Source organism: Mycobacterium sp. PTI7 (genome assembly GCF_056679845.1).
On the sequence record NZ_CM155252.1, the window covers coordinates 2955730 to 2978819 of the forward strand.

Genomic DNA, 23090 nt, shown 5'->3' on the forward strand with positions numbered 1-23090 from the left:
GTCAGACCGTCAGCGCCGGGCCGAGGATCACCGGCTCGGGCGGCTCGAACGACTCGTTCTCCGGGAGCGGATGCTCCCCCCGTTCGCGCCCCAGTTCGGCGACGCTCACCACCCCGGCCAGCTTCGCCGATCCCGTGCGCGCGAGGGTGTCGTCATACCACTCGAACCACGGCATCCCCCGCCGCGTGTAGTCCGCGGCGCTGAGCGGCAGCGTCGGCGGCTCCTCCCCGGTCGCCTCCACCCACCGCGCGCTGTTCGCGAGGTGCACGGTGACGCTCGACCCGCTGTCCGGTTCCCAGTTCTCCCGGGGTTCCACCGGCGTCGCGATGGACTGCGTGATGGAGCCGCCGGCACCCATGCCCATGCCGTCGGGCGGCGCGCAGCAGATGCCGTCGACCTCCGGGTACGGCGGCGGCGCGGGACGCTCCCGGAACACCGAGGCCTTCAGCGGCACCACCGCGATCTGGATGCCGCCCACCGCGGCGCTGCCCGTCACCTGTTCCTCGACGGTGTATCCCGACCCCAGTGGCATCGCGACGAACTGCCGCACGACGCCGTTGCCGACGCAGAAGCCGTCCAGCCACGGCTGCTCGGGCACCTCGAAGTAGTCCTCCGCCTCGAAATCCGGTGTCGGCGACCAGGTTCCGCCGGTGACGGCGTTGACCCCGCCGGCGCCCACGGTCACCAGGAACGGGTATCCGTCCTCGACGGAGAAGTCCAACCAGCACGCCTCGGACTGCCACATCGGCATCACCAGACCACCCGCACGCTGCCACGCGCGCGGCGCCGCCGCCAGGTCGGCGACCCGGCGCAGCGGAAACCGGCCGAGGCCGGCGGGCAGGCCGTACTGTCCGCCGTCGTCGGGCACGCGCACGGTGCGGTGGAAGGTCACCTCCAGCCGTGCGGACGGGTGCACCTCCGGGAAGTGGAACTCGATCGAATCGTCCTGCAGCACGATGGCCATGGTCTCCCCCTCGTCGTCCTCGTCCGGCTCATTGTGGCGAGGGGGTCCGACACGTCAGCGGTGAGCGGGTTCCCGCCGCGGCTCGTCGGACGACTCGGCGGCCTCGGCGTCGGCGCGGGTCACCGGGATCAGCAGTGCGAGGACGGCGGCCAGCGCCGCGATGGCGGCCGCCACCACCAGCGCCGTCCGGAAGCCCGCCATGGACGGCACGTCGCGGCCGGCGTACGACACCGTCATGCCCGCCAGGATGGCCCCGATGACCGCGCTCGAGATCGAGGTACCGAGCGACCGGGCGAGCGCGTTGATGCCGTTGGCGGCGGCGGTCTCGGACACGGGTACCGCCGCGATGATGAGGGCCGGCATCGAGGCGTAGGCGAATCCGACGCCCACCGACACCAGCACGTTGAGCACCATCACCTGCCACGGCGCCGACAACAGGACGAGGCCGGCTGCGTAGGAGGCCGAGATGACCGCGGCGCCGATCACCAGCGTGAAGCGGGGACCGCGCACCGCAGCGATCCGCGCGGCGATCGGCGACGTCACCATCATCGCCAGCCCGCCCGGCGCCATCCATAGCCCGGTCGCCAGCATCGACTGGCCGAGTCCGTAGCCGGTGTCGGTCGACATCTCCAGGATCTGCGGCGCCACCAGTGACAGCCCGAACATGCCGAACGCCACCGCGATCGAGGCGACATTGGTCGCCAGCACGGGCCGCTTCATGGTCGTGCGGAGGTCGACCGTGGGCGACGTCACCCGGAGCTGCCACCACACGAACACCGCGAGGATCACGGCCGACGAGCCGAACATGGCGATCACGAGACCGCTCGTCCACCCCCAGGTCTGTCCCTTCGAGATGCCGAGCAGCAGCGTGACCAGGCCACCCGCGAGGAGCACGGCGCCGAGCGGGTCGAGCCGGTCGGTCGACCGCGACGGGACGTGCGGGACCAGGAAGGTGAACATCGCCAGCGCCAGCACGCCGAGCGCGGTGGCGAACCAGAAGAGCATGTGCCAGTCGAAGTGCTGGGCGATCACCGCGGACAGCGGCAGTCCCAGCGCGCCGCCGACTCCCAGTGAGGCACTCATCAGCCCCATGGCGCTGCCGACCCGGTCGGCGGGCACGCAGGTCCGCAGGACGCTGATGCCCAGCGGGATGATGGGAATGCCGAAGCCCTGCAGCCCGCGGCCCACGACCAGTGGGATCAGCGAACTCGTCATCGCCGCGATCAGCGATCCGGCGATGAGCATCAGCGCGCACACCACGAGGATCGGCTTGGGGCCGTACATGTCGCCGAGGCGGCCGAAGACCGGTGTGGCCACGGCTGCGGTGAGCAGCGTCGCCGTGATCGCCCAGGATGCGTCGGAGGCGCTGGCGTCCAAGAGCTTCGGCAGCTCCGGCAGCAGCGGGATGATCAGCGTCTGCATCAGCGAGACGCTGATGCCCGCGGCCGACAGGACCGCGATGAGCAGTGAGGGGTGCACCGACGACGGCGAGATCCGGGACCTCTTGGCAGTAGGACGACCCACGTCGCGAACACTACATCGTTAGTCGAACTATGAAAAACGGCGCCGAGGTCGTCAGACCAGAGCGCGCAGCGCCGGTACCAGCAACGCCAGTGCCCGTCCGCGGTGCGATGCCGCGTCCTTCTCGTCGGGGGTCAGTTCGGCCGCCGATCTCGACGAACCCTCGGGGATGAACACGGGGTCGTAACCGAATCCACCCGACCCCCGCGGTTCGGTGCCGACCACACCCGGCCACTCGCCGCGCACGACCGTCTCCCCCGCCGGTGACACCAGCGCGCAGGCCGACACGAACGCGGCTCCGCGCCGCTCGGCGGGCACGTCCCGCATCTGGCCCAGCAGCAGCGCGGTGTTGCGCTCGTCCTCGCCGTGCACGCCCGACCACCGTGCCGACAGCACGCCCGGCATGCCGTTCAGGGCATCCACCGCGATGCCCGAGTCGTCCGCCACCGCGGCCAGGCCCGTCGCCCGGAACGCGTCGCGAGCCTTGGCTAGTGCGTTCTCCTCGAACGTGGCACCGGTTTCCGGCGCCTCGTCGAAGGCGGGCACGTCGTCCAGCGACAGCAGGTGCAGACCCGTCACCCCCGCGGCGTCGAGCACGCGGCGGAGTTCGGCCAGCTTCTTGGCGTTGCGGCTGGCGACCAGCAGGGCGGTCAGCTTCCGAACGCCTTCTTGGCCGGTCCCGACGGCTCCGGCAGCACGCCCGGGTACGGCAGTTCCAGCGCGGCGTTCTGGATGACGAACAACTGCTCGCAGGAGGCCATGGCGAGGTCCAGCATCTTGTCGAGCGTGGACCGCGGGAAGGTCGCGCCCTCGCCGGTGCCCTGGATCTCGACGAGCGTGCCGGTGTCGGTGGCGACGACGTTCATGTCGACCTCCGCGCGCGAGTCCTCGGTGTAGGGCAGGTCGACGCGCACGCGGCCGTCGACGACGCCGACGGACACCGCCGCGATCGCACACGACAGCGGCCGCGGGTCGGACAGCTTGTTGCCGGCGGCCAGGTACGTGACGGCGTCGGACAGTGCGACGTAGGCGCCGGTGATCGCCGCGGTGCGGGTGCCGCCGTCGGCCTGCAACACGTCGCAGTCGAGCGCGATGGTGTTCTCCCCCAGCGCCCCGAGATCGATGCAGGCGCGCAGCGATCGGCCGATGAGACGGCTGATCTCCTGGGTGCGGCCGCCGACGCGACCCTTGACCGACTCGCGGTCGGAGCGGTCGTGCGTGGCGGCGGGCAGCATCGCGTATTCGGCGGTGAGCCAGCCCTGACCGGATCCCTTGCGCCACCGGGGCACGCCCTCGGTCACGGAGGCGGTGCACATGACCCGCGTCTCGCCGAACTGCACCAGCACCGACCCCGCCGGATGGGTGGTGAACCCGCGGGTGATGGTTACCGGGCGGAGCTCGTCATCGAGGCGGCCGTCTTCTCGTCTGGACACGCGCCAACCCTATCGGGCGACCTTTCGTGGTGATGCGCCGGAATCAGTGTGCGACGACGTCGAACGTCTCGTCGCACACCACGGCGTGCACCGGCCCGTCGAACTCGGCCTTCGCCTCGCCGATCACGTCCTCGCGGGACGTCCACGGCGGGATGTGGGTCAGCAACAGTTCCTTCACGCCGGCGTTCCTGGCGGCCCGGCCCGCCTCGGCGCCGGAGAGGTGCAACTTCGGCGGCCGGTCGGGGCTGTCGGTCCACGACGCCTCGCACAGGAACACGTCGGCGTCGCGGGCGAGTTCGATCAGTTCGTCGCAGTATCCGGTGTCGCCGCTGTAGACGAACGTGGCGCCGTCGGGGTCGGTGAAGCGCATGCCGTACGACTCGGTCGGGTGGCACAGCAGACGCGGCAGGACGCTGAGCGTGCCGATCTGCACGGGCTCGGCGTCGACCCACCGGCGGACGTCGAAGACGTCGGTGAAGTCGTCGATCTCGCGGCCCTCGGGCGACGACGCGGCGCCCAGCCTCGCCCACGTGGCCTCGGGGCCGTACATCAGCGCGCGGCCCTGCGGGGGCGACGGATGGTAGCGACGCCAGACGAACAGGCCGGGCAGGTCGAGGCAGTGGTCGGCGTGCAGGTGCGACAGCAGGACGCCGACGGTGCCGGGATCGGCGTGCCGCTGCAGCGCGCCGAGGACGCCGCCACCGAAGTCGAGGACCAGGGGTGGGGTGTCCGGCGCGGTGACCAGATAGCCGGAGGCAGGCGAATCGGGCCCCGTCACACTTCCGGAGCAGCCCAGTACGGTGATTCGCACGCCCACTAGCTTGCCATGCCCCACGGGCATGTGACGAAAACATCATCGCTTTGGGCGGCGAGTTTCATCAATTGCGTCAGATGTGAGATCTCACCTGGCGAGACCCCGCGGAGGGCGGCCACCACCGAGCGGGGAAATTGTGGCGTACGCCTCATTTCAGCAAATTACCGCGACGGTGCTTCACACGCCGAGTCGGGGTGCCGCCGAGCCCTTGCGGCGCTCGCGTTCGTTGCGTTCGGGACCGGAGAGCAGGTAGGCGGCGACCACTCCGGCGACCGCACCGCACAGGTGCCCCTGCCACGAGACGCCGAACGTTCCCGGGAGGACGCCGAGCAGCACACCGCCGTACACGAACAGCACGATCACGCCGACCACGATCTCCCACACCTTGCGGGTGAAGAAGCCGAAGACGATCAGGAACGTCAGCCAGCCGAAGATCAGTCCGGACGCGCCGATGTGGTTGGTCTCCACCCCGGCGGGCGCGCCGGAGTTGCCGATCAGCCAGGTCCCGAAGCCCCCGAGGATCCAGACGATGGCGGTGGCGTAGATGAACCGGGCCATGCCGGCGAGCGTCATCAGGAAGCCCAGGACCAGCGCCGGGCCGGTGTTCGCGATCAGGTGCTGCCAGTTGGAGTGCAGCAGCGGCGCGAACACGATGCCCCACAGCCCGTCGGTCTCCAGCGGGCGGATGCCGTTGTAGTCCAGCCGGTGTCCGGTCAGGTTGTCCCAGACCTCGATGACGTAGAGCAGCGCCACGAAGCTGACGATGGTGATCCCGCCGACGAGCCAGGCCGGCCGCCGGGTGGGCTGGGACGGGGTGGGCTGCGGGTAGCCGGGGACGGTCATCGTCCGGCCACCGTCGCGCCGCCGTCGACGTTCAAGCCCATAGTTGCCCCTCCAGCGCGTCCTCCGCATCATCCAGGCTACCGGCGTACGCGCCGGTCGAGAGATACTTCCAGCCCGCATCGCACACCGTGAACGCGATGTCGGCGCGTTCACCGGCCTTCAGCGCCTTGGCGCCCATGCCGAGCGCGGCGTGCAGGATGGCGCCGGTCGATATGCCCGCGAAGATTCCCTCGACCTCGACGATCTCACGGGTCCGCTTGATCGCCTCGAAGGCCCCGACGGAGTACCGCGTGGTGAGCACCTCGGGGTCGTACAGCTCGGGCACGAACCCCTCGTCGATGTTGCGCAGCGCGTACACGCCCTCGCCGTAGCGCGGTTCGGCGGCGACGATCTGCACGCCCGGCACGTGCTCGCGCAGGAACCGGCCGGCGCCCATCAGGGTGCCGGTGGTGCCGAGACCGGCGACGAAGTGCGTGATCTCGGGGAGGTCGGCCAGCAGCTCGGGTCCGGTGCCGTCGTAGTGCGCGGCGGCGTTAGCCGGATTGCCGTACTGGTACAGCATCACCCACTCGGGGTGTTCCGCCGCGAGTTGCTTGGCGGTGGCGACGGCGGTGTTGGAGCCGCCCTCGGCGGGCGAGTAGATGATCCTCGCGCCGTACAGCTCGAGCAGTTGGCGGCGTTCGATCGAGGTGTTCTCGGGCATCACGCAGATGAGCCGGTAACCCTTGAGGACGGCCGCCATCGCCAGCGAGATGCCGGTGTTGCCACTCGTCGGTTCGAGGATGGTGGCGCCGGGGGCCAGCAGTCCGTCTCGCTCGGCCTGCTCGATCATCCGCAGCGCCGGCCGGTCCTTGATCGAACCGGTCGGGTTGCGATCCTCGAGCTTTGCCCACAGCCGGACGTGCGGCCCGTCCGCGCCGTCGTCCCAGCGCGGGGAGAGTCGCGGCAGGCCGACCAGTGGCGTGTTCCCGAGTGCGTCGAGCAGCGAGTCGTGACGGGCCACGAATCAGACCGCCGTCGACCCGCCGGCGACGGCGGGCAGGATCGTCACCGAGTCGCCGTCGGCGATCGGGGTCTCGAGACCGCCGGAGAAGCGCACGTCCTCGTCGTTGACGTAGACGTTCACGAAGCGGTGCAGCTTGCCGGCGTTGTCCTTGTCGACGATCCGCTCGGTGATGCCCGAGTAGTTGGCCTCGAGGTCGCCGATCACCGCGCCGAGGGTGTCCCCGGTGGCGGTCACGCGCTTCTCGCCCCCGGTGTGGGTGCGCAGGATGGTGGGGATGGAGACGTTCACGGTCATGGGCTGGTCCTTTCGGGGCGGGCTCTAGTACTGCTCGACGATGGTGACGGGTTCCTCGGTGACGACGCCGTCCACGATGCGGTAGCTGCGCAGCTCGTGGTCGTCGGGGTCGCGGGTGGAGATCAGCACGTAGTGCGCGTCGGGTTCCGCGGCGATGGCGACGTCGGTCCGGCTCGGGTAGGCCTCGGTGCCGGTGTGCGAGTGGTAGATGACGACGGGGACCTCGTCGGCCTCGTCCATCGCCCGCCACACCCGGAAGTGCTCCATCGAGTCGAATCGGTAGAACGTGGGCGACCGCTCGGCGTTCTCCATCCGCACGAAGCGCTCAGGCCGGTCCGACCCCTCGGGCCCCGCGACGATGCCGCACGCCTCGTCGGGGTGATCGGCGCGCGCGTGCTCGACCATGGCCCGGACCAGGTCGTCACGGATCACCAACACGTCATGCCCCACTTCCCTCGGCTTCGGCGAACGCTCCGGGCAACATGTCCCGGTAGGTGGGTATTCCGGCCACCGACTCCGCGGCGAGCACGCCGACCATCACCGCCCGCGCCAGGCACTCGGCGGCGACGGCGCCGACCGCGGCGGCCAGCGCGGTCTCCGGCGACATCGCCGCAGGGGTGTCGTGCGCGGGTTCCACCTCGATGGCACCGGTCGCCAGCACGAACACCGAGTCGCCGTCGAGGGGGGTGTGGACCGGGCGGATCGTGTGTGCCAGACCGTCCTGCGCGGCGACGGCGACCCGTCGGCACGCGGCGGGGCTCAGCAGGGCGTCGGTGGCGACGACCGCGATGGTCGTGTTGAACGGCGACAGCTCCGCGTCGCGAGCGGCGAACGCGTCGACCTCCTCCGGCGGCGGTGGGGTCAGACCGAACTCGGCGACGAACTCCGCCATCCACGGCAGACCGGTGCGCGGGTCGGCCACGTTCCCCGCCGAGTTGACGGCGACGATGGCACCGACGGTGACGCCGATGTCGTCGAGCCGCATCGACGCCGTGCCCAGGCCGCCCTTCAGGACGCCGGCACGTGCGCCGACGCCCGCACCGACGGTACCGACCGCCACGTCACGGCTCGCCGATTCCGCTGCGGCGCGGCCGAACTCGGCGGTCGGCCGGCACTGCCAGCCGCCGACGGGGAGGTCGAAGATGACCGCCGCGGGCACGATCGGAACCAGCCCGCCGTCCATGACGACGCCGCGGTCGTGCTCCTCCAGCCACTGCATGACGCCGTCGGCCGCGGCCAGTCCGTAGGCACTGCCACCGGTGAGCACCACCGCGTCCACGTACCGCACGCTGTTCGAGGGATCCAGCAGGTCGGTCTCGCGGGTGCCCGGTGCCCCACCGCGGACGTCGACGGCGCCGACCGTCCCCGGCGGCACGAGCACCACGGTGGTGCCGCTGGCCCAGCCCGTTCCGAGTGTCGCGTCGTCGTCGAGGCGGTGGTGCTGTCCGACGAGGATGCCCGCGACGTCGGTGATGGATCCGCTCACCGCGACGAGTTCACCAGGGTGAGGACCAGGTACTCCTGCAGGACGGTCAGCCACTGGTAGACGTCGAGATGGCCGGCCATCGGATGCTCGGGCGGCAGCCGGTCCGGCCCGTCGGCGCCGATCTCGAGCATGGTGCCCAGCGCGAGTCGCACGTCGTTGACCGCCGCCGCCCAGGAGTGGGCATCCTCCTCGGTGAGTTCGAACTTCCCGCCCGCCGACGGCACGGTGTCCAGCAGGCGTTGCGCCGCTTCGCGTTTCGCGTCGATGATGGCCGGCTCGTGCAGGCTGCGCAACGCCGAGTTGAGGCTGTCCGCGGTGTTGGAACCCGCCGGGTGTTCGGTTGCGGGACGGTAGAAGTCGGGCAACAGGCGACGCATGGTGTCGTCCTCGGGCGCCTTCGAGTTCCCCGTCCGCATGCCGGTGATCTCCTCGAGTGCGTCTCGGGGTGAATCCGATTCGCGATCGGTGAGCATCTCGAGCAGGGAGGTCACCAGGTTCACCAGCAGCGCCGATTCGTGCGCCGCCAGCGCCGACCGATACCGCGCACCGTCGGCGGTGTCGACGCGCTTCCACTTCCGCACCCGTCGAACCCCAGCCCTCAGCGGTCCTGCTGCATGGAGGCCCACAGCCCCGCAGCGTGAAGTTTGGCCACGTCGACCTCCATCGACTCGCGGGTTCCGGACGACACGACCGCCTTGCCCTCCTCGTGCACCTGCATCATCAGCTTGGTGGCGTGCGGCTCGCTGTAGCCGAACAGCTTCTGGAAGACGTAGGTCACGTACGACATCAGGTTCACCGGATCGTCCCAGACGATCGTCACCCAGGGGCTGTCGGTCGCCTCGGCGACCTCGACGACGCTCTCCTCGCTGGTACCCGGACGGGTCCGCGCTGGGGTGACCATGGGGCCAAGGATAGCGAGTGGGTTCCGGCGGGCAGGAGCGTAGCGACCCGGGGAAGGTATCGGCGGGCAGGAGCGTAGCGACCCGGGGAAGGAACCGGCGGGCAGGAGCGTAGCGACCCGGGGAAGGAACCGGCGGGCAGGAGCGTAGCGACCCGGGGATGAATCCGGCGCGTTGCAGCGCTGCGACCGGGGGCACTCGGCAGCCGCTACGGTTGGCGGGTGACCTCGTTGTCTCCGGCGTTGCTGACCGACAAGTACGAACTGACGATGCTTGCGGCTGCCCTGCGCAACGGCACCGCCCATCGGCGCACCAGTTTCGAGGTGTTCGCACGCCGATTGCCCGACGGCCGCAGGTACGGCGTCGTCGCGGGAACGGGACGGCTCGTGGAAGCGTTGCCGCAGTTCACGTTCGACGAGGCCGCACTCGAACTGCTCGGCGGCTTCCTCGACGCCGAGACGCTCGCCTTCCTCGCCGACTACCGATTCGGCGGCGACGTCGACGGCTATCCCGAGGGTGAGCTGTACTTCCCCGGTTCGCCGGTGCTGTCGGTGCACGGCACCTTCGCCGAGTGCGTCATCCTCGAGACGCTCGCGCTGTCCATCCTCAACCACGACAGCGCCATCGCCTCGGCGGCAGCCCGCATGGTCAGTGCCGCGGGCGGTCGGCCGCTGATCGAGATGGGGTCGCGGCGCACCCACGAGGAGGCCGCCGTCGCCGCGGCCCGGGCCGCCTACCTGGCCGGTTTCGCCGGTTCGTCCAACCTCGCCGCCGAACTCCGTCACGGCGTCCCCGCGCTCGGCACCAGTGCACACGCGTTCACCCTGCTGCACACGGGCGCCGACGGCCCCGACGAGAGGGCCGCCTTCGCGGCCCAGGTCGACGCGCTAGGGGTGGGCACCACGCTGCTCGTCGACACCTACGACATCACCACCGGGGTCGTGAACGCCATCGCCGCCGCCGGCACCGGGTTGGGCGCCGTGCGCATCGACTCCGGCGAACTCGGCGTGCTGGTGCGCCAGGTGCGCACCCAGCTCGACGACCTCGGTGCGACGGACACCCGGATCGTGGTGTCCAGCGACCTCGACGAGTTCGCCATCGCGGCGCTGAGTGCGGTTCCCGTCGACACCTACGGCGTCGGCACGTCGGTGGTCACGGGGTCGGGCGCGCCCACGGCCGGCATGGTCTACAAGCTCGTCGAGGTCGACGGCATCCCGGTGGCCAAGCGCAGCAGCCACAAGGAGTCCCACGGCGGCCGCAAGCAGGCGGTCCGCCTGGCCAAGGACTCCGGCACGATCGTCGAGGAGGTCGTGCATCCCGCCGGCGCGGCACCGGAGACCCCCGACGGTCTGGTGGCGCGGGACCTCGCGGTCCCCCTGGTCCGCGGCGGTCGGTTGGTCGGCGAGCCGTCGCTCGCCGATGCGCGCGCCCGGGTCGAGTCGGGTCTGAAGAGCCTGCCGTGGGACGGCCTGAAGCTCTCCCGCGGCGAGGCCGCCGTCCCGACCCGGATGGTCGGGCCCGGACACCGGGCCGGGTGATCCGTTGCCCACCGCACCGACACGCGTCACGGGGTTGCTCTCCGCCGCGGTGACCGCGCTGGGCGGCACGCAGCGCGACGGACAGGTCGAGATGGCCGAGGCCGTCGAGCGCTCCTTCGCCTCCGGCGAGCACCTCGCGGTGCAGGCGGGCACCGGCACGGGAAAGTCGCTGGCGTACCTGGTCCCCGCCATCTCGCACGCTGTCGAGTCGAACCACCCCGTCGTGGTGTCCACGGCGACCATCGCGCTGCAACGCCAACTCGTCGACCGCGACCTGCCGCGCCTGGCCGATGCGCTGGCGCCCGAGCTGCCCCGCCGGCCCGTATTCGCGCTGCTGAAGGGGCGCGGAAACTATTTGTGCCTGAACAAGATTCACGGCGGCGCGAGCAGCGATCCCGATGACCGTCCCCAGGAGGAGCTGTTCGACGCCGTCGCCTCCACCCAGCTGGGCCGTGACGTGAAGCGACTCAACGAGTGGTCCTCCGACACCGAGACCGGTGACCGCGACGAACTGGTCCCGGGCGTCCCCGACCGGTCGTGGGGCCAGGTCAGCGTGTCTGCACGCGAGTGCATCGGCGCGACCCGCTGCACCTACGGCACCGACTGCTTCGCCGAGAAGGCGCGCGCCAAGGCCGGCACCGCAGACGTCGTCGTCACCAACCACGCCCTGCTGGCGATCAACGCGATCGCCGACGTCAACGTGTTGCCCGAGCACGACATGCTGGTCGTGGACGAAGCCCACGAACTCGTCGACCGCGTCACCAGCGTCGCGACCGGCGAGCTGTCGGCAACCTCGCTCGGCGTGGCGCTCCGGAGGGCCGGCCGCCTGGTGGATCCCGAAGTGGCGCAACGCCTCGAGGCCGCCATCGCGACGTTCACCTCGGCGCTGCACGACGAGGAGCCCGGCCGCAAGGATCATCTCGACGAGGAGCTGGCCACCTACCTGACGGTGCTGCGCGACGCCGCGGACAAGGTGCGCTCCTCGATCGACACCGCGCCCAGCGATCCGAAGGCCGCCTCGGCGCGCAACGAGGCGGTGACGGCGCTGACCGACCTGCGCGACACCGCCACCCGGGTCCTGTCGTCCTACGGGCCGGCGATCCCGGACCGCACCGACGTGGTGTGGTTGGACCGCGACGAGATCCGCGGGGTCGTCAGGGTCGTGCTGCGGGTGGCGCCTCTGTCGGTGGCCGGTCTGCTGCGCAACCGCATCTTCGACCAGTCGACCGTGATCCTCACCTCGGCGACGTTGACGGTCGGCGGCACGTTCGACTCGATGGCGAGGTCGTGGGGCCTGAAGTTCGGCGAGGACAACGAAGGCGCGAAGTGGCGCGGCCTGGACGTGGGATCGCCGTTCTCGCATGCCAAGTCGGCCATTCTCTACGTCGCCGCGCACCTCCCCCCGCCCGGCCGCGACAGCGTCGGATCGGCCGAGCAGCTCGACGAGATCGCCGGCCTGGTCACCGCGGCGGGTGGGCGCACGCTGGGTCTGTTCTCGTCGATGCGGGCGGCGAAGGCGACGGCCGAGGCCATGCGCGGCCGCCTGGACACCCCGGTGCTCTGCCAGGGCGAGGACACCACGTCCGCCCTGGTGCGGAAGTTCGCGGACGACGACGAGACCTCGCTGTTCGGCACCCTGTCGCTGTGGCAGGGCGTCGACGTCCCAGGTCCGTCACTGACCCTGGTGCTGATCGACCGCATCCCGTTCCCGCGACCCGACGACCCGCTCATCACCGCCCGGCAGCGTGCCGTTGCGGCCCACGGGGGCAACGGGTTCATGGCCGTGGCGGCCAGCCACGCCGCCCTGCTGCTCGCGCAGGGCGCGGGTCGGTTGCTGCGCAGCGTCGACGATCGCGGGGTCGTCGCCGTCCTCGACTCGCGGATGGCGACGGCACGGTACGCCGGCTACCTCCGCGCGTCGCTTCCGCCGTACTGGGCCACCACCGACGGCGCCCGCGTGCGGTCCGCGCTGGAACGCCTCCGCGACGGGTGACGCTCGATACCACCGTGGCGGACCCGCGGGTTCACTAGTCTCGACACCCACTCCTCTGTGCGTGCCGCCCGGCCGCAGGGCGACTCGAAAGGCAGCGTCCATGCGTCGACGTCACCTCCTGCCCCTCGGTATCGCCTCCTGCGTGGCACTGCTGCTCTCCGCCTGCGCGACGACGCTGGAGGGCACCGCCGTCTCGGTCTTCAGCGACCCGTTCAAGGTCGCGGGCCTGCCCGCCGGCGATGGCCCCACCGGACTGCGGGACGACGCGCCCGCACCGGCGCGCGTACCGGTCGGCACCGACGGCGGCGACATCGACGAGCTGGGGAGCCAGGCGGTCAGCGACATCGAGGACTACTGGGCATCGGCCTACGGCGAGGCGTTCGGCGGTGACTTCACGCCCGTCGACGAGGTGTACTCCTGGGACAGCACCGGATTCGACGGCGTGTTCTGCGGATCGGAGACCTACGGTCTGGTCAACGCCGGCTACTGCTTCGACGACGAGACCATCGGATGGGACCGCGGCGAGCTGCTGCCGGCGTTGCGAAGTGCCAACGGCGACATGGCCGTCACCATGGTGCTCGCGCACGAGTACGGTCACGCCGTGCAGCACCGGGCCGGGCTGGTGGGCCCGGACACCCCGACGCTCGTCGGCGAGCAGCAGGCCGACTGTCTGGCCGGGGCCTACCTGCGCTGGGTGGCGGAGGGCGACTCCCCGCGGTTCACCCTCAGCACGGCGGACGGCCTCAACAACCTGCTCGCCGCGATGATCGCGTTCCGCGACCCGCTGCTCAACGAGGACGATCCCGAGGCCGCCGAGGACGAACACGGGTCGGCCTTCGAACGGGTCTCGGCGTTCCAGTTCGGCTTCACCGACGGCCCGACGTCGTGCGCGGCCATCGACGCTCGGGAGATCGAGCAGCGACGCGGCGACCTGCCGGTGCTGCTCCCCGAGGACGAGACCGGCGAACTGCCCGTGACCGAGGAGTCCGTGCGGTCGATCGTCGACGCGATGACCATCCTGTTCACGCCGGCGAACCCGCCCGCGCTGACGTTCGACGCCCAGGAGTGCGCCGACGCCAGGATCCGCCCGCCCGCCGCGTACTGTCCGGCGACCAACACGATCGTCGTCGACCTGCCGGAGCTGCGGGCGGCGGGCACCCCGTCCGAGGACGAGGACGGCGGCGGGCTCGCCAGCGGCGACAACACCGCCTACTCGATCCTGGTGTCGCGCTACATGCAGGCGATCCAGCGCGAGCACGGCGGGGTCGACCTCGACGACGCGGAGGCCGCGTTGCGCACCGCATGCCTGACGGGCGTGGCGACCTCGAAGATGACCGAGGCCGTGACCACCGCCGACGGCGGCACCATCGCACTGACGGCCGGCGACGTCGACGAGGCCGTCTCGGGCATCCTGCTGAACGGCCTGGTGGCCAGCGACGTCAACGGTGACTCGGTGCCGTCGGGCTTCTCGCGCATCGACGCATTCCGGGTCGGCGTGCTCGGCGACACCGAGCGGTGCTTCGTGCGCTTCGACTAGACGACCTTCGTCTCGCCGTAGTACGCGACGATGGCGTCGGACATCTTGGTGGAGCGCGTCAGGAACGCGTACGACCGGATGAACGACTCCCCGACGCAGCCGTCGATCTTCACGTGGAAGTTACTGATCATCACCCACGGCGCGGAGCCCTCGAAGTCCTTCTTCGTGACCGGTACGACGTTGATGATGCCGGGCTTCAGTCCGACCGTGATGCCCCCGCCGATGTTGCCGCCGATCCCGGGCAGGATGCCGTCCGGCAGCGGTGACACGACCTCGGTGCCCAGGATGCCCAGTGACGGGCTGAGTCCGACGGTGCCGGTCAGCGAGACGCCGTTCGAGGTGCTCATGTCGATGCCGCAGCCGATCTGGTATCCGACCTCGATGGTGCCGCCGGGTTCCTCGCCGTCGCCGGGCCCCTCCAGCGATCCGGTGTACGTGCCACCCACGACGTACTCGCGCGACGACAGCGCGGTCGTCAGCGGCGCACTCGTCACCTGGGTCTCGTCCTTCGCCGACAGGGTCAGCGTCCACCCGTCCGGCGAGGTGAGCGTCTGCGGCGGCGGTGACACCACCCGGCCGTCGTCGGCAGGCGGCGCGCCCGCGGGCCCCGGCGGCGACGCCTCCGCCGCCACGGTGTCGATCGTGGGTTCGGGTTCGGCGCCGGCCACCGGCAGGTTCAGCAGCCCGACGGCGGCGACCGACGCCACCACGGTTAGACGACGACAGCGCACGAAGGTCCCCTCTGTTGAACGATCTTCGGAACTTACCTCGCCTAAGCTTCGCGCCTCGCGGTTTCGGGAATCGCCTCAGCCCGTGGGAAATCGCAGCACGTAGCCAGCCTCGAGGGCCACCCACAGCCCGCCCTCGCGGTCGATGGCGACACCGTGCGGCTCGCTCCCGGCGGGCAGGTCGATGGTGTCCACCTCGCCGTCGGCGCTCACCCGCGCCAACTGGTCGGCGCCCCACAGGCTCACCCACACCCCGCCGGTCGGGTCGGCCACGATGGCGTGCGGCTTGCCGGGGAGGTCCAGTTCCTGGATCGCGTCGGCCATCGGGATGCGGCCGATCTTGTCGGCCAGCACCTCGGTGAACCAGACCGTGTCGTCGTGCGTCGCGGTGATGCCGACCGGACCCGCACCGCGGGTGGGGAGTTCCCGCGTGGTGAGCCGGCCCGAGGTGTCGAGCCTGCCGATGGCGTTCGCGCCGTTCATCGTGAACCAGAGCGCACCGTCGGGTCCGGCGGTGATCATCGACGGTCTGCCTCCGACGGGCCACTCGTCGACGCCGCCGTCGTCGTCGATCCGGCCCACGGTGCCGCCGTCCATGGTGGTGAACCAGATGGCGCCGTCCGGCCCTAACGCGATACCGAATGGCGCGCTGCCGCTGCGCAATCCGATCACCGACTGCTCGCCGTCGGGGGTGATCCGCCCGATGCCGTCGTCGCCGGAACGGGTGAACCACAGTGCGCCGTCGCGGCCCGCCGTGATCAGCGACGGCCTGGCGTCGTCGCCCACCGCGAACTCGCGCACCTCGCCCGAGGGCGTCACCCGCGCGACGGCACCACCGTGCACCAGCGTGACCCACATCGCGCCGTCGGGTCCCGGAGCGAGGCCGTACGGCCCGCCCTCGAGGGGAACTTCGAGGATCCTGCTCACGCCAGTGTGACGAGGCCGAGTTCGTCGTCCGCCGCGAGCAGCCGATGGTGCGGCAGCACCCGGACCGTGTACCCGACGGGTCCCGCCACCGGCAGCGGTGTCGTGGTCGAGAACAGGTCGTGACCGGCGTCGGAGGTGCCGACGTGCTCCATCTGCACCGTGGACGGCTCGACGAGGGCGTCGGTCGCATCGACCCGGCCGACCACCGCCTCGACCGCCACCTCGTCGGGACCGAGCCCGGCCAGGTCGACGGTCGCGGTGAGGGTCAGCTCGGAGCCCAGCAGCGGGGTGTCGGGCAGTCCGTAACTGTCGACGTCGGTGATCTGGATGCTCGGCCAGGCCTGTTCGGCGCGCCTGCGGTAGGCGGCGAGGTCGCGGGCGGCGCCGAACGGCACGCCGTCGACGGCCTCGATGGTGCTGTGCAGAGACCGGGCGGCTGGCGCGTAGTACTTCTCGGTGTAGTCCCGAACCATGCGTGACGCCAACACCTTCGGGCCGAGCGCCTGCAACGTGTGGCGCACCATCTCCACCCAGCGGGTGGGCACCCCGTGCTCGTCGCGGTCGTAGAACTTGGGCGTGACCGAGTTGGCGAGCAGGCCGTAGAGCGCGGCGGCCTCGAGGTCGTCGCGACGCGTCTCGTCGGCGAGACCGTCGGCGGTCGGGATCTCCCAGCCGTTCTCGCCGTCGTACCACTCGTCCCACCAGCCGTCGCGGATCGACAGGTTGAGTCCCCCGTTGAGTGCGCTCTTCATGCCGGACGTCCCGCAGGCCTCCAGCGGCCGCAGCGGATTGTTGAGCCACACGTCGCAGCCCCAGTACAGCAACCGCGCCATCGACATGTCGTAGTCGGGCAGGAACGCGATGCGATGCCGCACCTCGTGCCGGTCGGCGAAGCGCACCACCTGCTGGATCAGCGCCTTGCCGCCGTCGTCGGCGGGGTGCGACTTGCCGGCCACGATGAGCTGTACCGGCCGGTCCTCGTCGAGGAGCAACTGCTCGAGTCGCTCGGGGTCGCGCAGCATCAGCGTCAGCCGCTTGTAGGTCGGAACCCGCCGAGCGAAGCCGATGGTCAGCACGTCGGGATCGAACGCGTCAGCGATCCAACCCAATTCGGCCTCGGATGCGCCGCGCTCGAGCCACGACCTGCGCAACCGGGCGCGCACGTCGTCGATCAGCAATGCGCGCAGCTGTGAGCGGATCCACCACAGGTGACCGGGTTCGACCTGCTGCAGGCGCTGCCAGGTGTCGGGCTCGCTGAGCGACCCCAGGTCGTCGCTGCCGAGCAGCTCGCGGCCGAGCTGCATCCACTGCGGCGCCGCCCACGTCGGCGCGTGCACGCCGTTGGTGATCGACCCGATCGGCACCTCGTCGGTGTCGAAACCCTGCCACAGCTCGTTGAACATGCCGCGGCTGACCTGCCCGTGCAGCAGGGACACGCCGTTCGCACGCTGCGCGAGCCGCAGGCCCATGTGGGCCATGTTGAACTTCGACGGGTCGTCCTCCGCGCCGAAGGCGACGACGCGGTCCACGGGCACGCCCGGCAGCAACCGCGATTCCCCGGTCCCCCCGAAGTAGTGCTCGACCATGTCGACGGGAAAGCGGTCGATGCCTGCGGGCACCGGGGTGTGGGTGGTGAACACGGTCGACGACCGCACCACCGCGAGCGCCGTGTCGAAGTCGAGGTCACCGTCGGTGACGAGTTCGCGGATGCGTTCGAGGCCGAGGAAGCCCGCGTGACCCTCGTTCATGTGGAAGACCTGCGGTTCGGGAAGACCCTCGATCGCGGTGAAGGCGCGGATCGCCCGGACCCCGCCGATGCCGGCCAGGATCTCCTGCTTGATGCGGTGCTCCTGGTCGCCGCCGTAGAGCCGGTCGGTGACGCCGCGTAGATCGTGCTCGGTCTCGGGGGTGTCCGAGTCGAGCAGCAGCAGCGGGATTCGGCCGACCTGCGCGATCCACACGCGTGCGTTGAGTTCGCCGTCGTCGGGCAGCGAGAGCGACACCAGGACGGGTTGGCCGGCGGCGTCGGTCAGCAGACGCAGGGGCAGTCCCTGCGGGTCGAGCGACGGGTAGTTCTCGTGTTGCCATCCGTCGGCGGTCAACGACTGCCGGAAGTACCCGGAGCGGTAGTACAGCCCCACCGCGATGAGCGGCAACCCGAGGTCGGATGCCGACTTCAAGTGGTCGCCCGCGAGGATGCCGAGGCCGCCGGAGTAGTTGGGCAACACCTCGGCGACGCCGAACTCCATGGAGAAATAGGCGATTCCGGTGGGCAGCACCTCGCCGGACTCGGAGCGCTGCTGGTACCACATCGGGCGGCTCAGATAGTCGTCCAGATCTGCCGCGACGTGGTTGAGCCGGTCGAGGAACGACTGATCGGCCGCGAGTTCGTCGAGCCGCGACGGGCTGACGAGCCCGAGCAGCGCGACGGGGTCGGCGTCCGCCTGGGCCCAGAGGTCGGGATCGATGGCCGCGAACAGGTCCTGCGTCGGCGTGTCCCAGGACCACCTCAGGTTCACCGAGAGCCGTTCGAGGGCGGCAAGACGTCCGGGGAGGTGGGCGCGGACGGTGAAACGACGAAGGGCTTTCACGTGACCTCACCTTACCGACCGGTCGATGGTGCGGAAGGGGCACGAGGGAGTGCCGCGACGGATGCTTCACCCTCCGTCGGGTTCAGTCGGACACTACGGTGGGTATAGAGCGCGACGAGGCTTTGCGAAGCAGACGAACACCGCGCGCCCCGAGGGGGCTGCGCCAACGTGAGGAGCTGGTTGGTGGCCGGTCGTATCGGAATCGACGACGTCGCACCCGTGGTTTCGGGTGGACGCTATCCGGCGAAGGCGGTGGTCGGCGAGGTACTGCCCGTGACGGCGACCGTCTGGCGGGAGGGGCACGACGCCGTGGCCGCGACGCTGGTCGTCCGCTATCACGGACCGTCGTACCCGTCGCTGTCGACGCCGCCGGCCGGGCTGTCCCCCGAGACCACCCCGGTGCCGATCGCGGAGGTCGTGGCGCCGGCGAAGGTGAAGCGGCAACACCTCGCGATGTCGACGGGCCGCACGCCCGACGTGTTCCACGGCCAGTTCACTCCGGACGCCGTGGGCCTGTGGACCTTCCGCGTGGACGGCTGGGGCGACCCCATCAGCACGTGGCGCAAGAACGTCACGGCGAAGCTCGACGCCGGCCAGACCGAGGCCGAGTTGGACAACGACCTCATCATCGGAGCGCAGCTGATCGAGCGGGCCGCCACCGGAGTCCCCCGTCAGGACAGGTTCCCGCTGATCGACGCCGCCGCCCGGCTCCGCGAGCCCGGCGATCCGTTCGACCGGGCCGGCGCCGCGCTGGCCTCCGACGTGACCGACCTGCTCGAGCTGTATCCGCTGCGCGAACTCGTCACCCGCGGCGATCAGCACGGCGTGTGGGTGGACCGCCCCCTGGCGCGGTTCAGCGCCTGGTACGAGCTGTTCCCCCGCTCGACCGGCGGGTGGGATGGCGACGGCGCACCCGTGCACGGCACCTTCGCCACCGCCACCGAGGCGCTGCCGCGCGTGGCGCGCATGGGCTTCGACATCGTCTACCTGCCGCCCATCCACCCGATCGGCAAGGTGCACCGCAAGGGCAAGAACAACAACGTCACCGCAGCGCCCGACGACGTCGGCTCGCCGTGGGCGATCGGCAGCGACGAGGGTGGACACGACGCGGTCCATCCCGACCTCGGCACCATCGACGACTTCGACGCGTTCGTGGCCGCGGCACGCGAGCAGAACCTCGAGGTCGCCCTCGACCTGGCCCTGCAGTGCGCCCCCGATCACCCGTGGGCGGCCGCACATCCGGAGTGGTTCACGGTGCTTCCCGACGGGACCATCGCCTACGCGGAGAACCCGCCGAAGAAGTACCAGGACATCTACCCGCTCAACTTCGACAACGACCCCGCGGGGCTGTATGCCGAGGTGCTGCGGGTGGTCCGATTCTGGATCTCGCACGGCGTCAAGGTCTTTCGCGTCGACAATCCGCACACCAAGCCACCGAACTTCTGGGCCTGGCTCATCGGCGAGGTCAAGCGCGAGGATCCCGACGTGCTGTTCCTGGCGGAGGCCTTCACCCGCCCCGCCCGCCTGTTCGGGCTGGCCAAGCTCGGCTACACGCAGTCGTACACCTACTTCACCTGGCGCACGGCGAAGTGGGAGCTGACCGAGTTCGGTGAATCACTCGCCGAGCACGCCGACTACGCCCGGCAGAGCCTGTGGACCAACACGCCCGACATCCTGCACGAGAGCCTGCAGCACGGCGGACCGGGCATGTTTGCGATTCGCGCCGTGATGGCCGCCACGATGAGCCCGACGTGGGGCGTCTACTCCGGCTACGAACTGTTCGAGGGCAAGGCGGTCCGCGAGGGCAGCGAGGAGTACCTGGACTCGGAGAAGTACGAGCTGCGGCCCCGCGACTTCGACGGCGCCCTCGCCAGGGGTGAGTCGCTCGAACCGTTCCTCGGGCGGCTCAACGAGATTCGCCGGTTGCACCCCGCCCTGGCGCAGCTGCGCACCATCAAGTTCCACACCGTCGAGAACGACGCGCTGCTGGCCTACAGCAAGTTCGACCCGATCACCGGCGACTGCGTGCTGGTCGTGGTGACCCTCAACGCGTTCGGACCCGAAGACGCCACCCTCTGGCTCGACATGGCCGCCCTGGGCATGTCGGACTGGGACCGATTCTGGGTACGCGACGAGATCACCGGTGATGAATACCAGTGGGGCCAGGCCAATTACGTGCGCATCGATCCGTCGCGCGCGGTGGCCCACGTCCTGAACATGCCCTCGATCCCCTACGAAAAGCGACTCGAACTGTTGCGGAGGGAGTGAACAACATGACCCGCACCAACCCGTTCACCAGCGAGAACCTGCGGCCCGACGCCGCCGACCTCGGCCGGCTACTCGCCGGCGAGCACTACGACCCCCACTCGATCCTCGGGGCGCACGAGTACGCCGACCACACCGTGATCCGCGCGCTGCGACCCAACGCGCAAGAGGTCACCGCCATCATCGGCGGCGAGCGGTACCCGTTCGAACACGTCGAGGATGCGCTGTTCGCGGTCGCCGTACCGGTGACGGGGCTCATCGACTACCGCCTCGAGGTCAGCTACCCGTCCGGCAGCGACACCCCGGTCTCGCACACCGTGGCCGATCCGTACCGCTTCCTGCCGACCCTCGGCGAGATGGACCTGCACCTGTTCGGCGAGGGCCGCCACGAACGCCTGTGGGACGTGCTCGGCGCACACCCGCGCACCTACACCACGCCCGACGGTCCGGTGACGGGCGTCTCGTTCGCGGTGTGGGCGCCGAATGCCAAGGGCGTCAACCTGATCGGTGAATTCAACTACTGGGGCAGCGACGCGCCCATGCGGGTCCTGGGCTCGTCGGGCGTCTGGGAGCTGTTCTGGCCGGACTTCCCTGCCGACGGTCTCTACAAGTTCCGCGTGCACGGCGCCGACGGCTCGGTGACCGACCGGGCCGACCCGATGGCCTTCGCCGCCGAGGTGCCCCCGCAGACGGCGTCACGCGTCACCGTCAGCGAGTACACCTGGGGCGACGACGACTGGATGACCGAGCGCGCCCTGAAGAACCCCGTCTTCGAGCCGATGAGCACCCTCGAGGTGCACCTGCCGTCCTGGCGGCCCGGCCTGACCTATCGCGAACTCGCCGTCGAGCTGACCGAGTACGTCCTGGAGCAGGGCTTCACGCACGTCGAGATGCTGCCGGTGGCCGCGCACCCGTTCGGCGGGTCGTGGGGCTACCAGGTGACGTCCTACTACGCGCCGATGCCCCGGCCGGGTACGCCGGACGACCTCCGGTTCCTGATCGACACGCTGCACCAGGCCGGCATCGGCGTCATCGTCGACTGGGTGCCCGCCCACTTCCCCAAGGACGCATGGGCGCTCGGGCGCTTCGACGGCACCCCGCTCTACGAGCACTCCGATCCGCGCCGTGGCGAGCAACTCGACTGGGGCACGTACGTCTTCGACTTCGGCCGGGCCGAGGTGCGCAACTTCCTGGTGGCCAACGCGCTGTTCTGGCTGCAGGAGTTCCACGTCGACGGGCTACGCGTCGACGCCGTCGCCTCGATGCTCTACCTGGACTACTCGCGCCCGGCGGACGGGTGGACGCCCAACATCCACGGCGGCCGCGAGAACCTCGAGGCCGTGCAGTTCCTGCAGGAGCTGAACGCCACGGTGCACAAGGTCACGCCCGGGATCGTCACCATCGCCGAGGAGTCCACCTCGTGGCCCGGCGTCACCCGCCCGACGAATCTCGGCGGCCTCGGCTTCTCGATGAAGTGGAACATGGGCTGGATGAACGACACGCTCGAGTACGTCGCGCGTGACCCCATCTACCGCGGCTTCCACCACGGCGAGATCACGTTCTCGATGATCTACGCGTTCAGCGAGAACTTCGTGCTGCCGATCAGCCACGACGAAGTCGTGCACGGCAAGGGCACGCTGTGGGGCCGACTGCCCGGCGACGACCACGCGAAGGCCGCGGGCCTGCGCGGCCTGCTGGCCTACCAGTGGGCGCATCCCGGCAAGCAGCTGCTCTTCATGGGCCAGGAGTTCGGGCAGCGCGCCGAGTGGTCCGAGGAGCGCGGCGTCGACTGGTTCCAGCTCGAGGAGCAGGGCTTCTCCGGCGGCATCCAGCGGATGGTCCGGGACATGAACGGCGTCTACCAGGACCGGCGCGCGCTGTGGTCCCGCGACCCGAGCCACGAGGGCTACTCGTGGATCGACGCCAACGACTCCGGCAACAACGTGCTGAGCTTCCTGCGCTTCGGCGACGACGGGTCGACGCTGGCCTGCGTCTTCAACTTCTCCGGCTCCGAGCACTCGCGCTACCGGCTCGGGTTGCCGCACACGGGGACGTGGCGCGAGGTGCTCAACACCGACGCGTCGAGCTACAACGGCTCCGGCATCGGCAACTACGGTGCGGTCGAGGCGACCGACGAGCCGTGGCACGGCAGGCCCGCGTCGGCGCTGATGGTGCTGCCGCCGCTGGCAGCGCTGTGGTTCGAGCCGGCCCCGCCCGAGGCTGCCGGCTAGTCCCCGCCGCCGTCCCCACG

At 70.4% G+C, this 23090-nt stretch carries 20 protein-coding genes; 5 read left to right on the forward strand and 15 right to left on the reverse strand.

Annotated elements, in window-relative coordinates; all coding sequences use genetic code 11:
- Nucleotide 1: 1 nt before the first annotated feature.
- From AC1MEY_RS14175 to clpS, 12 genes are all read right to left on the reverse strand, one after another.
- On the reverse strand, nucleotides 2–964 hold the full coding sequence (locus tag AC1MEY_RS14175; protein WP_480231216.1) for a hypothetical protein: 963 nt from the start codon (nucleotides 962–964) through the stop codon (nucleotides 2–4).
- Nucleotides 965–1018: 54 nt separating this feature from the next.
- Nucleotides 1019–2386, reverse strand: a complete 1368-nt coding sequence (locus tag AC1MEY_RS14180) for an MFS transporter (protein WP_480231483.1) — start codon at nucleotides 2384–2386, stop codon at nucleotides 1019–1021.
- 153 nt (nucleotides 2387–2539) lie between these two features.
- On the reverse strand, nucleotides 2540–3139 hold the full coding sequence (gene rdgB / locus AC1MEY_RS14185) for an RdgB/HAM1 family non-canonical purine NTP pyrophosphatase (protein ID WP_480231484.1): 600 nt from the start codon (nucleotides 3137–3139) through the stop codon (nucleotides 2540–2542).
- On the reverse strand, nucleotides 3136–3918 hold the full coding sequence (gene rph / locus AC1MEY_RS14190) for a ribonuclease PH (protein ID WP_480231217.1): 783 nt from the start codon (nucleotides 3916–3918) through the stop codon (nucleotides 3136–3138). Before rph ends, rdgB begins: the two co-directional genes overlap by 4 nt.
- A gap of 43 nt (nucleotides 3919–3961) precedes the next feature.
- Entirely contained in the window at nucleotides 3962–4735 is a 774-nt protein-coding gene (locus AC1MEY_RS14195; protein WP_480231485.1) for a cyclic nucleotide-degrading phosphodiesterase, read from the reverse strand.
- Between the two features lie 174 nt (nucleotides 4736–4909).
- Nucleotides 4910–5575 carry a rhomboid family intramembrane serine protease gene (locus tag AC1MEY_RS14200; protein WP_480231218.1) on the reverse strand — a complete coding sequence of 222 codons (666 nt, stop codon included), beginning with the start codon at nucleotides 5573–5575 and terminating at the stop codon, nucleotides 4910–4912.
- Nucleotides 5576–5606: 31 nt separating this feature from the next.
- A complete protein-coding gene (locus tag AC1MEY_RS14205) occupies nucleotides 5607–6578 on the reverse strand; it encodes a PLP-dependent cysteine synthase family protein (protein WP_480231219.1) in 972 nt (323 codons plus the stop codon).
- A 3-nt stretch (nucleotides 6579–6581) separates the two neighbouring features.
- A complete protein-coding gene (locus AC1MEY_RS14210) occupies nucleotides 6582–6875 on the reverse strand; it encodes a MoaD/ThiS family protein (protein ID WP_480231220.1) in 294 nt (97 codons plus the stop codon).
- Nucleotides 6876–6899: 24 nt separating this feature from the next.
- Nucleotides 6900–7280, reverse strand: coding sequence for a M67 family metallopeptidase (locus AC1MEY_RS14215; protein WP_480231486.1), 381 nt, complete (start codon nucleotides 7278–7280; stop codon nucleotides 6900–6902).
- Between the two features lie 34 nt (nucleotides 7281–7314).
- A complete protein-coding gene (locus tag AC1MEY_RS14220; protein ID WP_480231221.1) occupies nucleotides 7315–8361 on the reverse strand; it encodes a P1 family peptidase in 1047 nt (348 codons plus the stop codon).
- The gene (aosR, locus tag AC1MEY_RS14225; RefSeq protein ID WP_480231222.1) at nucleotides 8358–8942 is read right to left on the reverse strand and encodes an oxidative stress transcriptional regulator AosR; all 585 of its coding nucleotides are present in this window, start codon (nucleotides 8940–8942) and stop codon (nucleotides 8358–8360) included. The genes AC1MEY_RS14220 and aosR overlap by 4 nt, the downstream gene beginning before the upstream one ends.
- A 17-nt stretch (nucleotides 8943–8959) precedes the next feature.
- Nucleotides 8960–9262, reverse strand: a complete 303-nt coding sequence (gene clpS / locus AC1MEY_RS14230) for an ATP-dependent Clp protease adapter ClpS (RefSeq protein ID WP_480231223.1) — start codon at nucleotides 9260–9262, stop codon at nucleotides 8960–8962.
- A gap of 267 nt (nucleotides 9263–9529) precedes the next feature.
- Between clpS and AC1MEY_RS14235 the strand changes: the two genes are divergently transcribed.
- The 3 genes from AC1MEY_RS14235 to AC1MEY_RS14245 all read left to right on the forward strand — a co-directional run bounded on the left by AC1MEY_RS14235 (nucleotide 9530) and on the right by AC1MEY_RS14245 (nucleotide 14328).
- The gene (locus AC1MEY_RS14235; protein WP_480231487.1) at nucleotides 9530–10798 is read left to right on the forward strand and encodes a nicotinate phosphoribosyltransferase; all 1269 of its coding nucleotides are present in this window, start codon (nucleotides 9530–9532) and stop codon (nucleotides 10796–10798) included.
- A gap of 4 nt (nucleotides 10799–10802) precedes the next feature.
- Entirely contained in the window at nucleotides 10803–12791 is a 1989-nt protein-coding gene (locus AC1MEY_RS14240) for an ATP-dependent DNA helicase (protein ID WP_480231224.1), read from the forward strand.
- A 100-nt stretch (nucleotides 12792–12891) separates the two neighbouring features.
- The gene (locus tag AC1MEY_RS14245; protein WP_480231225.1) at nucleotides 12892–14328 is read left to right on the forward strand and encodes a neutral zinc metallopeptidase; all 1437 of its coding nucleotides are present in this window, start codon (nucleotides 12892–12894) and stop codon (nucleotides 14326–14328) included.
- Here AC1MEY_RS14245 and AC1MEY_RS14250 read toward each other — a convergent pair.
- The 3 genes from AC1MEY_RS14250 to glgP form a co-directional block, all read right to left on the reverse strand.
- Nucleotides 14325–15035, reverse strand: a complete 711-nt coding sequence (locus AC1MEY_RS14250; RefSeq protein WP_480231226.1) for an MspA family porin — start codon at nucleotides 15033–15035, stop codon at nucleotides 14325–14327. The two genes, AC1MEY_RS14245 and AC1MEY_RS14250, sit on opposite strands and share 4 nt — an antisense overlap.
- A 99-nt stretch (nucleotides 15036–15134) precedes the next feature.
- Entirely contained in the window at nucleotides 15135–15983 is an 849-nt protein-coding gene (locus tag AC1MEY_RS14255; RefSeq protein ID WP_480231227.1) for a Vgb family protein, read from the reverse strand.
- A complete protein-coding gene (gene glgP, locus AC1MEY_RS14260) occupies nucleotides 15980–18574 on the reverse strand; it encodes an alpha-glucan family phosphorylase (RefSeq protein ID WP_480231228.1) in 2595 nt (864 codons plus the stop codon). Before glgP ends, AC1MEY_RS14255 begins: the two co-directional genes overlap by 4 nt.
- 183 nt (nucleotides 18575–18757) lie before the next feature.
- Here glgP and AC1MEY_RS14265 point away from each other — a divergent pair, with 183 nt between their 5' ends.
- Together AC1MEY_RS14265 and glgB are read left to right on the forward strand one after the other, a co-directional pair.
- The gene (locus AC1MEY_RS14265) at nucleotides 18758–20842 is read left to right on the forward strand and encodes an alpha-1,4-glucan--maltose-1-phosphate maltosyltransferase (protein ID WP_480231229.1); all 2085 of its coding nucleotides are present in this window, start codon (nucleotides 18758–18760) and stop codon (nucleotides 20840–20842) included.
- Nucleotides 20843–20847: 5 nt separating this feature from the next.
- Complete coding sequence (gene glgB, locus AC1MEY_RS14270) at nucleotides 20848–23070, forward strand: 1,4-alpha-glucan branching protein GlgB (protein ID WP_480231230.1); 2223 nt, start codon at nucleotides 20848–20850, stop codon at nucleotides 23068–23070.
- Nucleotides 23071–23090: the final 20 nt, after the last annotated feature.

Coding starts and splice junctions, on each gene's coding strand:
- AC1MEY_RS14200 (WP_480231218.1), bottom strand. CDS start 5,575: ATGACCGTCCCCGGCTACCCGCAGCCCACCCCGTCCCAGCCCACCCGG.
- AC1MEY_RS14175 (WP_480231216.1), bottom strand. CDS start 964: ATGGCCATCGTGCTGCAGGACGATTCGATCGAGTTCCACTTCCCGGAG.
- clpS (WP_480231223.1), bottom strand. CDS start 9,262: ATGGTCACCCCAGCGCGGACCCGTCCGGGTACCAGCGAGGAGAGCGTC.
- AC1MEY_RS14235 (WP_480231487.1), top strand. CDS start 9,530: ATGCTTGCGGCTGCCCTGCGCAACGGCACCGCCCATCGGCGCACCAGT.
- glgB (WP_480231230.1), top strand. CDS start 20,848: ATGACCCGCACCAACCCGTTCACCAGCGAGAACCTGCGGCCCGACGCC.
- AC1MEY_RS14245 (WP_480231225.1), top strand. CDS start 12,892: ATGCGTCGACGTCACCTCCTGCCCCTCGGTATCGCCTCCTGCGTGGCA.
- AC1MEY_RS14215 (WP_480231486.1), bottom strand. CDS start 7,280: ATGGTCGAGCACGCGCGCGCCGATCACCCCGACGAGGCGTGCGGCATC.
- AC1MEY_RS14210 (WP_480231220.1), bottom strand. CDS start 6,875: ATGACCGTGAACGTCTCCATCCCCACCATCCTGCGCACCCACACCGGG.
- AC1MEY_RS14180 (WP_480231483.1), bottom strand. CDS start 2,386: ATGCAGACGCTGATCATCCCGCTGCTGCCGGAGCTGCCGAAGCTCTTG.